10 protein-coding genes are annotated in these 15,913 nt (G+C 46.2%); 6 read left to right on the forward strand and 4 right to left on the reverse strand.

Going from position 1 to position 15,913, the window contains the following annotated elements; genetic code table 11:
- Window positions 1-94 precede the first annotated feature (94 nt).
- The 3 genes from JUB15_RS25795 to JUB15_RS25805 form a co-directional block, all read right to left on the reverse strand.
- The gene (locus JUB15_RS25795) at window positions 95-436 is read right to left on the reverse strand and encodes a DNA-directed RNA polymerase subunit omega (protein ID WP_081167337.1); all 342 of its coding nucleotides are present in this window, start codon (window positions 434-436) and stop codon (window positions 95-97) included.
- Window positions 411-1,226 (reverse strand): outer membrane protein assembly factor BamD, encoded by an 816-nt coding sequence (locus JUB15_RS25800; protein ID WP_207515545.1) that lies wholly within the window; start codon window positions 1,224-1,226, stop codon window positions 411-413. Before JUB15_RS25800 ends, JUB15_RS25795 begins: the two co-directional genes overlap by 26 nt.
- 152 nt (window positions 1,227-1,378) lie before the next feature.
- Window positions 1,379-3,028, reverse strand: a complete 1,650-nt coding sequence (locus JUB15_RS25805) for an OmpA family protein (protein ID WP_207515546.1) — start codon at window positions 3,026-3,028, stop codon at window positions 1,379-1,381.
- 202 nt (window positions 3,029-3,230) lie between these two features.
- Between JUB15_RS25805 and JUB15_RS25810 the strand changes: the two genes are divergently transcribed.
- From JUB15_RS25810 to JUB15_RS25835, 6 genes are all read left to right on the forward strand, one after another.
- Entirely contained in the window at window positions 3,231-4,193 is a 963-nt protein-coding gene (locus JUB15_RS25810) for a polyprenyl synthetase family protein (protein ID WP_207515547.1), read from the forward strand.
- A gap of 159 nt (window positions 4,194-4,352) precedes the next feature.
- Window positions 4,353-6,095: a single-stranded-DNA-specific exonuclease RecJ gene (gene recJ, locus JUB15_RS25815; RefSeq protein ID WP_207515548.1), complete on the forward strand. Its 1,743-nt coding sequence runs from the start codon at window positions 4,353-4,355 to the stop codon at window positions 6,093-6,095.
- Between the two features lie 244 nt (window positions 6,096-6,339).
- Complete coding sequence (locus tag JUB15_RS25820; protein WP_207515549.1) at window positions 6,340-7,224, forward strand: helix-turn-helix domain-containing protein; 885 nt, start codon at window positions 6,340-6,342, stop codon at window positions 7,222-7,224.
- A gap of 460 nt (window positions 7,225-7,684) precedes the next feature.
- Window positions 7,685-8,800 (forward strand): efflux RND transporter periplasmic adaptor subunit, encoded by a 1,116-nt coding sequence (locus JUB15_RS25825; RefSeq protein WP_242696517.1) that lies wholly within the window; start codon window positions 7,685-7,687, stop codon window positions 8,798-8,800.
- Window positions 8,801-8,965: 165 nt separating this feature from the next.
- Entirely contained in the window at window positions 8,966-12,124 is a 3,159-nt protein-coding gene (locus tag JUB15_RS25830) for an efflux RND transporter permease subunit (RefSeq protein WP_207515551.1), read from the forward strand.
- A gap of 74 nt (window positions 12,125-12,198) precedes the next feature.
- On the forward strand, window positions 12,199-13,617 hold the full coding sequence (locus JUB15_RS25835) for an efflux transporter outer membrane subunit (protein ID WP_207515552.1): 1,419 nt from the start codon (window positions 12,199-12,201) through the stop codon (window positions 13,615-13,617).
- Window positions 13,618-13,805: 188 nt separating this feature from the next.
- On the opposite strand, the gene htpG is transcribed toward JUB15_RS25835, so the two are convergent.
- The gene (htpG, locus tag JUB15_RS25840) at window positions 13,806-15,701 is read right to left on the reverse strand and encodes a molecular chaperone HtpG (protein WP_207515553.1); all 1,896 of its coding nucleotides are present in this window, start codon (window positions 15,699-15,701) and stop codon (window positions 13,806-13,808) included.
- Window positions 15,702-15,913 lie beyond the last annotated feature (212 nt).

Consider the following 15,913-nt stretch of genomic DNA (forward strand, 5'->3'; position numbering starts at 1 on the left):
ACAACACCCTGGCAAAGTTCGTTCCGCCCTTATAAAAACTAAAAAGCGACAGGTTGTTTTCTGTCGCTTTCCATACATTTTTTACCATTAAATATTAACTGAAGAGGTCATCTTCGTTTTTACGGTAGTAGATCTTGTCATCGAGGAATTCCTGGGTAGCCAGCAAGGCCGGGTTAGGCATCCGCTCATAAGCCCTTGAAATTTCGATCTGCTCTTTATTCTCGTGGATCTCTTCGAGGCTGTCGGTGTGGCTGGCGAATTCTTCCAGTTTATTATGCAGTTCCTCCTTCAGGGAGATATTGATCTGGTTAGCGCGTTTGGCAATAATGGCAATCGATTCGTACACATTGCCGGTTTTGCCTTTAATGGCGTTCAAATCTTTTGTTTCGGCCACATTAGCGGTATTGGCGCTAATTTGTCTTCGTAATTTGCTCATTATTGTTGGCTTTAAGATTGTTTTTTGATAATGTCACGTAATTCTCAACTTCCTTTTTCAGTTCGCTTTCAGGAAAACGGTCTATAAAATCATTACACTCCGTAATCACCTGTTCAAAACGGGTAGGTTGCTTATCTGGTATGCTGTTTACGGCAAATAAATAATAAGCCTTGATAACCTGTAACTTATATTCATCACTTTTTTGTGAATCAGGAAAATCGTTCATCAAACTGGTAAAAGCGATCGCTGCAGCGCGGTAATGGCCCATATTATAATATAAGGCAGCACTGGCGAATTCCTTTGCCTCCAGTTTGGCCCGGCATTTATCCATGATCTCAGCCGCCTCTTTATTTTTAGGCGAATTGGGATGCGTATTGATAAATGTCTGCATCAAACCGATGGTTTTCTGCGTATTGGTTTGGTCGAGCTCGTGCTTGGGCGACTGCCTGTAATATGTATAAGCCCGCATAAATTCCATCTCTTCAGCTTTCGGACTGCTTGGGAAAACCTCTACAAATTGTTTGAACAGGTTCTCGGCCTGCAGCCAGTCGCGTAAATGATACGAACAATACGCATATTTATAAAAAAGATCCTCAAACTGTGGCTGCCCCTTCATTAAGGGAAACAGTTCCTCATACAATTGCTGGGCGTAGTGATACTTTTTAGCTACATAGTACTTCTCGGCCATCCGCAATTTATAGTCATAATCGGTACTTTTCTGCACCTTCGAAAATCTGGAGCAGGACGCTACGCTTAAGGCAATTATTACAATTAGTAAAGCTGAACGCATAAAAGTGGGCAAAGTTAAGGTTTTCCTGCAAATATGTATGGAAAGGTGCTGTATCCCAAAAACAGGCCGTTAAGATAAATATAAAAACCTTCCCCCGGCAAAACGGGGGAAGGTTATACTATTAGTTAAAGCAAATTTAGCTAAAGTACTTTTTATCTGCCACGACGCAGGTTCGGGTGCGGAGCAGGCACTGTAGTAGGACCTTCTTCACCAGTTCCATCGCGCAGGTCTACGGTGTTGCAATCGCCACCTACTTCACCATATTTGAAGATGAAGCGGTCTTGATTAATGCCTTCTTTATCAACCAGGTAGCTGATAACGGCATTCACGCGATCCCAACTTAACTGTTGTTCAGATTTGCTTGAAGAGCAGTAACCGATAACAGCTATTTTACAGTTAGGATTATTTTTGATCTGCTGAGCAGCTGAAGCCAGCAGGGCTTTAGCGTCATTGCTTAATGTGATCGATCTTGGTCTGAAAGTGATGCTTGGTAAATCACCGATACCGCATTTGCCTCTTATACCACCTTCTTCAATGATCTTCATCAATGAATCGCAGCATGCAGGCGGAGGACATTTACCTACACCATCAGCGTCAACAGGTTGACATTGTGTGGGGGTAACCAGTTCCTTGTCTTTGTGATCAGGTACACCGTCACCGTCAGTATCGCGGCTAACACCATGGCTGTCAACAGGAGCGCCCGCAGGTGTGTTAGGCTCTTGGTCGAATTGGTCAGTGATACCATCGCCATCAGCATCGTCCAGTACTGGTTTGGGGAGCTTCATGTGGCGGGGTTTGTTAACCTCGTTGTAAGCGTAATCCAGCGGATTCAGCCACCATAAAGGTTCAACAGCTTTATTACCGATGGCTACGTTAATACCGAGTGACAGGAAGTTGTAAGCATCATAATCTCTGGTTTGAGCAGTTTGCTGACCAGGACCATTTTCCTGCCATTGGTTACCATCTAATAAGTCAGATTTTGTAATAGTCCACTTGTCTTCGATAGCGAGGCTCAACCTTTTGTTCAGCTTAAATTGAACGCCAACACCCACATTTCCCATGAAACGGAAAGGTTTGTCGAATAATTGAGGTTGACCATTATCGATCTCACCTTCTGTTTCGTAATCACCATCCAGGATATCTTTCAGATCGCTTTTGATATCTTTTCTGTCCTCATATTGAAAGCCACTAGGACCATATTGAGCAACCACGCTGGAGAAATCATATGGAGTGCTGCCATTCAAAGCGTCGATATTTACATCGTAGATCATACCGCCCAAACCGGCAAAAGCATAGATGTTAAAGCTGCTTTTTGCTTTGTGGAAACGGATGTTGCTCAACGTAACAACGCCCTGGATGCTCAGGTCATATATATTGGTCTTGTAGTTATAAAATACCGGAGTTCCTGCACCATAACCAGCCCACGCAGGGTTTTTTGAATAGCTGGTAGAAGGCTGGAAGTTCAAACCTTTGGTAGTTCCAAAACCTAACTGACCTCTCAAAGAGAATACATAACCCAGTGCTTTACGGGCATGGATAGCAGCACCCAAACCAGGGAAACGGTTACGAACATCACCGGAGATGCTGAACGCACCTACCTGTAAGCCTAATTCCCATTGGTTACGGGGTTTGGCCGGGTAAGCGTAATTGTTTGCCATGAACTCAGTGTGCTGAGGTAATCTTTTAGAAGGAACAACTGAAGAATCCATTACATCGTATGTACCTCCCAATTGTGCGTAGGAGACAGCAGATGTTAAAAGGAACAATAAGCTTAAAAAACTTACGTACTTTTTGCTTGCCATAACTAAATTTTATGTGAAGGATTAAGTAACCTGAACTCAGAATCTGTGCAAAAATATTAATTGACAGCTAACTACCAAATTTTTTTCCCCAACACAATGTGCATTATCTTGCTGTCTTTCACACAGTAAGATCATTATAGAGCAAATTAAATGCCTCTTACGTTATACATTAATAATAGTAATTTGCTCATCCTATTTCCGCATGAAGTTATCACTAGCAATATTACGAGAAGAATTACCCGAATTTGAACGGCAGTTTCATGATGCTGTAAAGAGCCAGGTCCCGCTCCTGAACAGGATTATGCGGTTTCTGGTAAACCGTAAAGGCAAGCAGCTGCGGCCTATGTTTGTACTGCTTTCAGCCAAGCTGTGCGGGCCCGTTAACGATACCACTTACCGGGCAGCCTCACTGGTAGAACTACTACATTCAGCTACCCTTGTACATGACGATGTAGTAGATGAATCACTTGAACGTAGGGGATTTTTCTCTACATATGCGCTGTGGAAAAGCAAGGTATCCGTTTTGGTCGGTGACTACCTCCTGGCCAAAGGCATGCTGCTTTCACTTGACCATGACGATTACCGTATACTCAAGCTGTTATCTAACGCTATCAGGCAAATGAGCGAAGGCGAACTGCTGCAGATGGAAAAAGCCCGCTCCCTCAACTTTGAAGAAGACACCTACTTCGAGATCATAAAAGGTAAAACCGCTTCCCTGCTGGCATCAGCCTGCGCTTCCGGCGCGTGGTCAACCACCCAGGACGAGGCCATCACCGAAAAAATGCGCGTGTTTGGAGAAAAAGTAGGCATGGCCTTTCAAATAAAGGACGACCTCTTCGATTACGGCAATGAAGCCATTGGAAAACCCACCGGCAACGATATACGGGAGAAAAAACTGACCTTACCTTTAATATATACGCTACAAAACACCGACGCCGCCACCCGCCGGAAACTGATATATATCATAAAAAATCAGAATAAAGACCCCGAAAAAGTTCAGGAAGTAATAAATGTGGTGAAACAAACGGGAGGTATCAGCTATACTGAGAAAAAAATGTTTAGCTTCAGGGATGAAGCCCTGGCCATTTTACATGAATTTGAAAATATAGAAATACGTAACGGACTCGAAGAACTGGTACGGTACACAACTGATAGAAAATACTAATGCAAAATCACAAGAACCAAGTACCAAGATCCAAAAAATTCCAATTACCAAATTCCAGGGAACGAACAATAAGCATTAGCAATCGCATAAGCCTGGATTTGAGATTTTGTATTTATTATTTGGATCTTGTGATTTGAGATTTGAGTTTTTATTCAAGTTATGCTACAAAAGAGATGGAACATACTAACCGCAGAAGAAGAGAAAGTGCAGCAATTGTATGCCGGCCTTAAAATTCATCCTGTTCTTTGTAAGATCCTTACCCAACGATATATCGACAGTTACGATAAAGCAAAACAGTTCTTCCGCCCCCAACTTACCGATCTTCATGATCCCTGGCTCATGAAGGATATGCATAAAGCCGTAACCCGCATTTTATCGGCTTTTGACCGGCAGGAAAAAATACTCGTTTTTGGCGATTATGACGTAGATGGCACCACCGCTGTCTCCTGCATGTTACGTTTTCTGCAAAAAGTATATGATCCGCAAAAGGTCGACTTCTACATCCCCCACCGCTACCGCGAAGGGTACGGCGTATCAAAAAAAGGGATCGATTTTGCTATCGAGAACGGCTTTACTCTTGTTATTTCCCTCGACTGTGGAATTAAGTCGGTCGAGCTGATCCAATACGCCCGCAATAACGGCATCGACTTCATCGTGTGCGACCATCACATGCCCGATGATGTACTGCCTCCCGCCGTTGCCATCCTGAATCCAAAACAAAAGGATTGTGGCTATCCCTTTAAAGAATTGTGCGGCTGTGGCGTTGGGTTTAAACTGATCTCGGCCGTGTCATCCAGTATGAAACTCGATGAGTCGGCGCCCTTTGAGTACCTCGACCTGGTGGCCACCGCCATTGCTGCCGATATTGTTCCCATGACGGGTGAGAACCGGGTTCTGGCATTCTATGGGTTGAAAAAAGCCAACGAAAATCCCAACTACGGCATCCTGGCACTAAAGCAACTCAGCGGTATTCAAAAAGAATTGCATATCAATAGCCTGGTATTCATGATCGCGCCCCGGGTAAATGCAGCCGGGCGCATGGATGATGCCCGCAAAGCCGTGCAGATGTTCATTGCCAACACGCCGCAGGAAGCGCTGCAGTTTGCAGAAATGTTGCATTCAGACAATACCGACCGCAAGGAAGCAGACAAGAACATAACGGAAGAAGCCCTCGCGATCATTGAAAACAACGATCTGCTCAGAAGTCGTAAATCAACCGTGATATTTCAATCACACTGGCATAAGGGGGTGGTAGGTATTGTGGCCTCCCGTCTTATTGATTATTACTACCGCCCTACTATTGTACTAACCCAATCCGGCGAATATGTGGCTGGTTCAGCCCGCAGTGTGGCCGGTTTTAATGTATATGAAGCCATTCACCAGTGTAAGGACCTGCTGTTGGGTTATGGAGGTCATTTTTATGCCGCGGGTATGACCCTGGCACTCGATAAGGTAGAAGCATTCCAGGCGCGGTTCGAAGAAGTGGTGGCAGCCACCATTACACCAGAACTGCTAACCCCCGAGATCATCATCGACGCAGAAGTGGAGTTCAAAGACCTGCGGCAGTCATTTTATAATATCATTCACCAGATGGAACCATTTGGACCGGAAAATATGCGACCTTTGTTCGTTGTACGTCGTGTTACCGATTCAGGCTATTCACGCATAGTAAAAGAACAGCATATAAAGTTCTCGCTCCGGCAGGATAATATTTTATTTAATGGTATCGGCTTTGGTATGGCGAAGAAGTTTCATTTGCTGGAATCGAAAAAACCGGTAGATGTTGTGTTTACCCTGGATGAAAATGAATGGAACAATGAAAAGCACTTACAGCTGAGGGTTATAGATTTCCGGTTGGCAGAAGAAGCAACGACCTTGCAAAAACACGCAGCCGTATCATGAAAAGCTGAAGATGATGAGTTGCTTAAATGATTATGAACATTCGTTTGGATTTGTTATTAACTGCTGTATTTCAACGAGGCAATTATAAGTTCCCGCTTTAACAATCCATCCCCGGAAAAGGTTTGCCGTTTAAAATTTTATGGTACAATAATATTTTCGGTGCTAAGAGTTTGCCATTATTATAATATTTTTACTATCCACCCTGCTTAGGGTTGATGTTCATCTGCTACCAAGTTGTGATTGTATGAAAAATAACCAGGCACTGATTCCAGTATATGATATGGCAGCCTGCATACCAGGCACCAATTTCATAATTAAAAAAACCGAAGGTAACTCTGTACCATCCTATATGGCTATTCCGCATCGCCATACTGATTACAAGATCAGTTTTCTGCAGGAAGGCGAAGTAACACATTACACTGACTTTGAAAAATATACGATCAAGGCGCCCGCTTTGTTAATGCTGGCGCCCGATCAGGTGCATCAGCAAACAGGCAACTCCTTTTATAAGATGATGCACATTTCGTTCAATAAAGAGTTCCTGCTCACTGAAACCCAGGGTGTGCTTGCCTGTTGGGAATGTATGTTCAGCCAGGTGGTATTACCGGTAATGAATCAGGAGCAGGTGCGCGAATTATCAGTATATCTCGAGCTGATGTACCAGGAGTTCAAGGATAACAAACCGCAAAAAGGGCTTATCCTGAAGAACCTGCTGAATGCATTTATTATATGCGCAGGCCGGCTCGTGAACTGTAAGAACGAAGTAGAGAGCAGTGTAGTAACCATGGACTACTCACAAAACCGCATTGTACGTCAATTCAAAACGCTCATCGATGAAAATTTCGTAAACTCCACACAGGTAACGCAGTATGCAGATATGCTTTATGTTACCCCCGGCCATTTGAACGACCTCATAAAAACTGTTACCGGCAAAACAGCTAAACAAATTATCGACGAAAGAAGGATTTTGGAGGCCAAACGGTTATTATTCTGGGGTGAACACTCGGTAAAAGAAATTGCGGGCCGCCTGAACTTTGAAGACGATGCTTATTTCAACCGGTTCTTCAAAAAACATACAGGTAATACACCTGCCTTATTCCAGAGACAAATCCGGGAAAAGTACAATTAATCCCCCAATAAGGTAAACTACTATCGCCGCAATGGTTATTACTTTTACATAATCATTTTTAACGGCAGGTAACATATCGAAAGTTGAGCATTATCGACAGCATGGCAGCGGCGACCTGTTGAATGGAAGCTATTTTTCTGAACCTACGAATGATAATGTTGGCCTGGCAGCACCAACACCCGTCTTTGGCGGACTAACCAAAGTTACAACAATGACACAACATTTTTAACACCTCACCTCCGGACACCTGAACTTTTCCGTGCCCACGCCAGCTGAAGCGGTATAACCCAACACATGTGAACCTGTGTTGAAAACGGTTCGCTACATACCGGAACTTCAATGTAGTACGTATTGCTTGTCCACAACGATTTATTGTATGTTTTTTAAACTATGTATGATGAAACCTTTATATAACGTAGAAATCAGTTCCAATTGGATTAAGCTGTTTACAGCACTTGGTTTGGCCACAGCATTATATAGCTGTGCTAACAGTTCGGCCACCCCTGGAATGCACCAGCAGGGCGCACCGGCATTACCTGTACTGGCTGTTGCAACCACCTCAGGCGCTACTTTCCGCGAATATCCTGCTTCGCTGGAAGGAAAAGTGAATGTAGAGATCAGGCCTCAGGTAGAAGGCTACCTGGAAAAGATATATCCTGATGAAGGCGCTTTTGTAAGAGCCGGCCAACCGCTTTTCAAGATCGATGCACGTGTTTATAATGAAGCGTTGAACAATGCAAAATCAACCCTGCTCGCTGCCCAGGCCAATGTATCGAAGGCACAGGTAGAAGTAGACCGTCTGACGCCGCTTGTACAAAACAACGTCATCTCCGAAGTTCAGCTGAAAACCGCCAAAGCCAATTACGACGCAGCTGTTGCTGCCGTAGAACAGGCAAAAGCGGCGGTGGCCAATGCGCAGATCAATATCGGTTATACAATAGTGAAAGCACCGGCCAATGGTTACATTGGAAGGATCCCCTATAAGACGGGAAGCCTGGTTGGTAAAAATGATGCGCTCACGGTTCTTTCAGATATCAGTGAAATGTATGCTTACTTTTCATTGAGCGAACAGGACTTTATCACTTTCAAAAATCAATTTGCCGGAAACAGCATTGAAGAGAAAGTGAAAAAAGTACCGCCGGTTGAACTGGCGCTGGCCGATAATAGTATTTATCCGGTTAAAGGAAGGATCAGCACCGTAGAAGGTCAATTTGATAGAACAACCGGAGCCATCAGCTTCCGCGCCACTTTCCCTAACCCGGGCGGCATCCTCCGCACCGGCAATACCGGAAAGGTTCGCATTCCGCAATTGTATAACAATGCGGTGGTTGTACCCATTGAAGCCACCTTCGAAGTGCAGGACAAAGTGTTTGTATTTGCCGTTGGCGATAGCAACAAAGTTGCCAGCAAGCCAATCACGGTTTCAGGCAAAACAACCAACTACTACTTTGTTAAGGATGGATTGCAAGCCGGTGAAAAGATCGTCTTTACGGGCGTTGGCAACCTGCAGGATGGTGCAGCCATAGTGCCGCAGCCAATGTCGACCGACAGTTTGCTGAAAGCGAAACCATTATAATCGAAGTCAGAAGCCGGAAGCCAGCTGTCAGAGTGTAACCGCTCTGGCTATAGGAGGCTTTTTGTCTACTATAAATTCAACTTCCGGTTTTCCGGCTTCGGATCAGACTTTAGACGTCCGACTTCGGACTTCAGACATCAGACTTCAAATTCAAATTATTCCCTCATGTTAAAAAGATTTATTGAAAGACCGGTCCTATCAACGGTTGTTTCTATTATTCTGCTTTTGTTAGGCGGGCTGTCGCTTTACACGCTGCCTGTTACGCTGTTCCCTGACATTGCGCCGCCAAGCGTTCAGGTAACGGCCCTTTACCCCGGCGCCAATGCCGAGGTAGTGGCACGCTCCGTGGCCACCCCGCTTGAAGAAGCCATCAATGGTGTGGAGAACATGACCTACATGACCTCCAACTCCAGTAACGATGGTAGTATGACACTCACCGTATACTTCAAGCAGGGTACCGATCCTGATATCGCCTCTGTGAACGTGCAGAACCGCGTATCAAAAGCCATCAGCCAGGTACCTACAGAAGTGGTTCAGGCAGGTATCTCTACCCAGAAAGTACAGAACAGTATCATCATGTTCGTGGCGCTTTCGAGCGACAATAAAGACAAATACGATGAGCTGTTCCTGGAAAATTATATCAAGATCAACCTTATTCCGGCCGTACAGCGTGTACCTGGTGTTGGCCAGGCCCTGGTATTCGGTACCAAGGATTACTCCATGCGTATCTGGTTAAAGCCCGATCGTTTGATCGCCAACAACCTTTCACCGCAGGATGTACTGAATGCTATCAAAGACCAGAACCTGGAAGCAGCCCCCGGCCGTTTGGGCCAAAGCAGCAGCGAAGTGTTTGAGTATGTATTGAAATATAAGGGCAAGATGAACCAGGGCGAAGAATATGAGAACATGATCATCAAAGCCAATGCCGATGGTTCTATGTTGCGCCTGAAAGATGTGGCCCGAGTTGAGTTTGGCTCTTACACCTACTCTACCAACTCCAGGATGGACGGTACACCGGTATCGGGTTTCGCCGTGTTCCAGACGGCCGGTTCAAACGCGAACGACATCCTGACCGAAGTGGAAAGACTGCTGAAAGAATTTGAGAAAACATTGCCGAAAGGTCTTAAAACAACCGTCATGTACAACTCGAAAGAGTTCCTTGACGCTTCAATAGACCAGGTAACGGAAACCCTGGTGATCGCCTTTATTCTGGTGTTCCTGGTGGTGTTCCTGTTCCTGCAGGATTTCCGTTCAACACTCATCCCGGCCATAGCCGTTCCGGTGGCCATTATCGGTACCTTCTTCTTCATGCAGCTGTTCGGCTTTACCATCAATCTGCTTACCCTGTTTGCCCTTGTGTTGGCAATCGGTGTGGTAGTGGATGACGCCATCGTGGTAGTGGAAGCGGTGCACTCGAAAATGGAACATACGAATCTGCCGGCCAGGGCGGCCACCGTTCAGTCAATGAGCGAGATCTCGGGCGCCATCATCTCCATTACCCTCGTAATGGCCGCGGTGTTCATCCCGGTCGGATTTATGCAGGGGCCTGCGGGTGTATTCTACAGGCAGTTTGCCTTCACCCTCGCCATTGCGATCCTTATCTCCGCCGTAAACGCCCTTACGCTGAGCCCGGCATTGTGTGCCTTGTTCCTCAAGAACCCGCACGCCGGCGAAGGAAATGCACATGGTCCCAAGAAAGGATTTATGGGCCGCTTCTATGCAGGCTTCAACGCAGGCTTCAATGGAATGACCAACAGGTATGTACGCAGCCTGAAGTTCCTGGTAAGAAAAAAATGGATCGCTATCACCCTGCTGGTGATCATCACCGTGGGTGCCTTCTACATGGCGAAAAATGCGCCTACCGGCTTTATTCCAACAGAAGACCAGGGCTTCGTATTGTTTGCAGTGAATACCCCGCCGGGAAGTTCACTGGAAAGAACGCACCAGGCAACTTTGCAAATAGATAGTATCATCAAACAGGATCCGGCCTATAACCACCTGTATGTGATCGATGGATTGAACTTCATCAGTAATGCCAACGCATCGCCTTATGCAGCGGGCTTTATGCGATTGAAAGATTATGAAGATCGTGGACCGGTCAAAAACCCGGATGAGATCGCTGCCGGCCTGGTAGGCAAAGTGCAGCAGGTAAAAGGCGCAAATGCCTTCTTCTTCAACTTTCCTACAGTACAAGGTTTCGGTAACGTGAGTGGTTTTGAGTTTATGTTGCAGGACCGCACCAACGGCCCGCTCGAGAAACTCGGCGGTACCGCCTGGCAGTTCATCGGCGCCCTGATGCAACGGCCGGAGATCGGATTCGCGTTTACCACTTTTGCAGCCAATAACCCGCAATACACCATTGAAGTGGATTATGCAAAAGCCAAACAATTAGGCGTATCGATCAGCGAACTGATGTCGACCATGCAGATCTATTATGGCAGTAGCTTTGTTACCGACTTCAACCGGTTTGGTAAATATTACCGCGTTATGGCCCAGGCCGATGTTGCTTTCCGTAATGACTTCAATTCTTTGGAAGGCATTTATGTAAAGAACAACCAGGGAGAAATGGTTCCGGCCAAAACACTGGTATCGCTTAAACGCGTATTTGGCCCTGAAACCGTTACCCGCAACAACCTGTTCAACGCCGTTACCATTAACGGTAGCCCGAAACCTGGTTTCAGTACCGGTGATGCTATTAAAGCCATCGAAGAGACCGCTGCCAAGGTATTACCAAGAGGTTATGCCTATGAGTGGACCGGCGTAACGCGTGAAGAGATCAAGACCGGTAACCAGCAGGTGTTCATCTTTCTGTTGAGTGTGTTGTTCGTGTACTTCCTGCTGGCAGCACAATACGAAAGTTACATTCTGCCTCTGGCAGTGATCCTGACCGTACCAACGGGTATCCTTGGGGTGTTTGCCTTTATTGGTTTCGCCGGAATTGAGAACAATATTTATGTTCAGATCGGTTTGATCATGCTGGTAGGTCTGTTGGCGAAGAACGCGATCCTGATCACAGAGTATGCAGTACAGCGCAGAAGAAATGGTATGGGACTGATCGATGCAGCGCTGGAAGCATCGAGGCTCAGGCTTCGTCCGATCCTGATGACCTCCTTTGCCTTCATTGTGGGCTTATTGCCACTGGTATTTACCCATGGCGCTTCCGCCCTCGGTAACCACTCCATTGGAGTAAGCGCTATCGGCGGTATGCTTACCGGTGTAATACTTGGTGTGTTCCTCATCCCGGTACTGTTCGTAATATTCCAGTACCTGCAGGAGAAAGTAACAGGCCGCCCGGGTTTAAGAGAGATCAAGCTCAGCGAATAATCAATAATCATAGTATGCCATCCGCTATCTGCGGATGGCATACCTAACAGTTCGAAAATTTAAATAAGGAGATAATGCGAAAAAGTAATATCACTATTTATTCCACCCTGGCATTGGTGGCGCTGCTGGCAGCGTGTCGCATGGGAAAAGATTACCAGCGCTCCGATCTTTCCTTACCGGCACAATTTGCCAACACGACCACAGCACCCTCCGATTCCAGTGTGGCAGATATGGAATGGAAAAAGTTCTTTTCAGATCCTACCCTGCAGGCACTGATAGGCCATGCATTGGAAAACAGCTTTGATGTACAACTGGCCGTTAAACGGGTTGAAGAAGCCCGCGCCTATGCCAACCAGGCACGGGTGAACTGGGCCCCTACTATACAGGCTAACATCAATGCTTCTACCTCTTTTCCTTCAGAGAATAGCTTTAATGGTTATTTCCTCAAGAACAGTCTGGGCAAAGATCATATTGAAGACTATACATTAGGAGCAGGCCTTACCTGGGAAATAGATATCTGGGGCAGGCTGCGCCGCCAACGTGAAGCAGCAGGCGCCCTTTACCAGCAATCATACGAAACTGGCCGGGCTGTGCAAACGGCTGTGGTTGCCAACATCGCCAGCAGTTATTACAACCTGCTGATGCTCGATGCGCAACTGGCCATTGCCAAACGTAACCTGGCGCTGGGCGATTCCATTGTGAACATCATCAAACTGCAAAAAACGGCCGGTGAGGTTAGTGAATTGGCAGTACAACAGGCAACCGCCCAGCAACAAACTGCAGCTATCCTGATCCCGCAACTGGAACAACAGATAGCGATCCAGGAAAATACCATCCGTATAATCAGTGGCGACCAGCCAGGTCCCATTGCGCGTACTGCACAGTTGAGCAATTACAAAGTCTGGGAGAATTTACCAACCGGCATACCTGCCGCAATGGTAAGCCGCAGGCCCGATGTGCGTGCTAATGAAATGGCGCTCGTAGCCGCTAATGCCCGGGTTGGCATAGCAGAAGCCAGCTTCTACCCTACATTAAGCATTACAGCCAATGGCGGACTGAATGCCTGGGAGTTCACCAATTGGTTCAAAATGCCAGCTTCGCTGTTTGCCCTTGGCGCCGCAGGTCTAACACAACCGATCTTTCAACGCCGTGCGATTAAAACACAGTTTGAAGTTGCCAAACTGCAGCGCGATCAGGCTGCTATCAGCTTCCGCCAGTCGGCCTACACCGCCATGGGCGAAGTAGCGAATGCCCTGGTGAGACTGGATAAACTGAAAACGCAATATAAGCTCAGCACCGACAAAGTAAATACGCTGCGCAGCGCTATTGGCAATGCAGAGCTGTTATTCAAAAGTGGTCTGGCCAACTACCTTGAAGTGATCACTGCCCAGGGCAGCCTCTTACAGGCAGAACTGGACCAGGTAACGGTAGAACGTGACCAGCTGAGCGCGATGGTGGAACTGTACCGTTCACTCGGTGGGGGATGGAAATAAGGTCAATGTGATGATGTGATAATGTGCTGATTAGCTAATGGAATGACAGGCAGATCGAAATAAAAGAAAGGAAATACCTCTGAAAGGACAATTGGTTTAGTAGGTAAAATAAAAAAGCCCTGGCGATATTGCCGGGGCTTTTTGTATGCAGCTGTATTCATTTGCACATTTGCAAACCTGCTACTTAACTATGCTTCTACTTTAACCGAAGTCTTCTCCGTGCCCATAAGTTCTACGCTACGATTAATAAAGTTAGTAAGGTTCCCGCCTTTCAGCAATCCTTGTGATAACAGCGCCAGGTCGGCCAGGTTATGAATTACTTTTTCCTGTTTCTGTTTATCACCATCCTTTAACACCTGTTGATAGATGGGATGGTTGCCGTTCACCGTGAGCGTTACGTCATCGGGCATATTGGCGTAAAAAGCACCCATGGGACCATTCATGGCGGCCATGTCTTTCATCCGGCGCATGAATTCAGGACGCGTAGCCACTACCGGCGGCGCATCTGTGCTTAAGCCTTTCACTTCTACCGTCATATTGAGGCCAGGCATTTTTATATCGAACAATCCTTTCAGCGTCGATTCTTCATCCTTACTTAAAACACTGTCCAGGCTCTCCTGTTTGTCAATGAGGTTATCAGCAATATCAGCATCCACCCGGTTAAAATGAACATCGTTCCATTTCATTTCCATCTGGTTAATGAACGAAGGATCGATGAGGGTATCGAGCTTCACCACTATAAAACCTTTTGCTTCGGCGCCCCTGATATAGGCATCCTGTTGAACCAGATCGGTGGTATATAAGATAACCAGTTTACCATCTTTGTTCTTTTGCAGGGTTTCGGCAGCCATGCGGTACTCTTCCAGCGTGTAATACTTCTTCTCTGTCTCTGTTCCTTCAGCCGCCGGTGCTGCTGCGCTTTCAAACAAATGGAACTTGTTGCCTCTCTCAAGGAATTTGTCGTCGGTCATCATACCATACTTCACAAACAGGCCCAGGCTATCCCATTTGCCTTCAAACTCTTTTCTTTCTTTATTGAACAGCTCTTCCAGTTTATCGGCCACTTTCTTGGTAATGTGGTTATTGATCTTCTTCACATTGGGATCGCCCTGCAGATAGCTGCGGCTTACGTTCAATGGAATATCCGGGCTGTCGATAACCCCATGCAACAGCATCAGGAACTCAGGCACAATATCTTTCACTTCATCGGTAACAAACACCTGGTTGCTGTACAGCTGGATCTTGTCTTTCTGAATTTCGTAGCTCTGCTTTATTTTGGGGAAATACAGGATACCGGTTAAGTTGAACGGATAATCCACATTCAGGTGGATCCAGAACAAAGGAGGCTCGTTGTATGGATACAGCTCTTTATAAAAATTCTGGTAATCTTCTGTGGTCAGTTCAGACGGCTTCTTTTTCCAGGCAGGCTGCGTATTGTTGATAGGAGCCGCATCTTTTTCTTCCTGTTTATGGCGGAAATAAATTGGTATGGGCAGGAAGCGGCAGAAGCGGTTCAGGATACCTTCAATGCGTAATGCATCCAGGAACTCGGCACTTTCTTCATTGATGTGCAAAACGATATCGGTGCCCCGGTCAGTTTTGTCAGTTTCTTCGAGCATATATTCCGGACTGCCATCACATTCCCAGCGAACCGCCGGCGTGTCTTCTCTAAAGCTTTTGGTGAACACTTCCACTTTGTCGCTCACCATAAAGGCAGAGTAAAAGCCCAGACCGAACTTACCGATTATGGCGTTCTCATTCTGCCCTTTGTATTTCTTTACAAACTCTTCCGCGCCGCTAAATGCCACCTGGTTCAGGTATTTCTCTACTTCAGCTGCCGACATGCCGATACCACGGTCAGAAATAGTAATGGTCTTTTTTTCCTCGTCGAGTTTTACTTCAATGCGCAGATCGCCGACCTCGCCCTTAGCCTCACCAATAGAAGAAAGTGTTTTTAATTTCTGTGAAGCATCCACAGCGTTGCTGATCAGCTCGCGCAGAAAGATATCATGATCGCTATAGAGAAATTTTTTAATAATTGGAAAGATATTCTCCGTTTGTACCTGGATGGTCCCTTTTTGCATATTGAACGTTTTTGGCAGTTAATATTTTACGCTGAACGCTTAAAGCGGAACGCTGAACGCTTGTTCCCGAAATTCGGGCGTACGCCAAAACTCAGACAAGCATATATACGGGTTGAACGCTATGCGTTTAGCGTTGTGCGTTTAGCGTACCAAAGAGAGTGCCATTGGCCTGCCAAGCCATAAAATCGGCAAAAATGTCAGCCTGGCTGTTT

This window comes from Longitalea luteola, from assembly GCF_017356035.1.
Classification (GTDB): Bacteria; Bacteroidota; Bacteroidia; order Chitinophagales; family Chitinophagaceae; genus Niastella; species Niastella luteola.

Excerpts from the sequence above, each read along its gene's own strand:
- recJ (WP_207515548.1), top strand. The coding sequence starts at position 4,353 with ATGCTACAAAAGAGATGGAACATACTAACCGCAGAAGAAGAGAAAGTG.
- JUB15_RS25810 (WP_207515547.1), top strand. The coding sequence starts at position 3,231 with ATGAAGTTATCACTAGCAATATTACGAGAAGAATTACCCGAATTTGAA.
- htpG (WP_207515553.1), bottom strand. The coding sequence starts at position 15,701 with ATGCAAAAAGGGACCATCCAGGTACAAACGGAGAATATCTTTCCAATT.
- JUB15_RS25795 (WP_081167337.1), bottom strand. The coding sequence starts at position 436 with ATGAGCAAATTACGAAGACAAATTAGCGCCAATACCGCTAATGTGGCC.
- JUB15_RS25805 (WP_207515546.1), bottom strand. The coding sequence starts at position 3,028 with ATGGCAAGCAAAAAGTACGTAAGTTTTTTAAGCTTATTGTTCCTTTTA.
- JUB15_RS25835 (WP_207515552.1), top strand. The coding sequence starts at position 12,199 with ATGCGAAAAAGTAATATCACTATTTATTCCACCCTGGCATTGGTGGCG.
- JUB15_RS25820 (WP_207515549.1), top strand. The coding sequence starts at position 6,340 with ATGAAAAATAACCAGGCACTGATTCCAGTATATGATATGGCAGCCTGC.
- JUB15_RS25800 (WP_207515545.1), bottom strand. The coding sequence starts at position 1,226 with ATGCGTTCAGCTTTACTAATTGTAATAATTGCCTTAAGCGTAGCGTCC.
- JUB15_RS25830 (WP_207515551.1), top strand. The coding sequence starts at position 8,966 with ATGTTAAAAAGATTTATTGAAAGACCGGTCCTATCAACGGTTGTTTCT.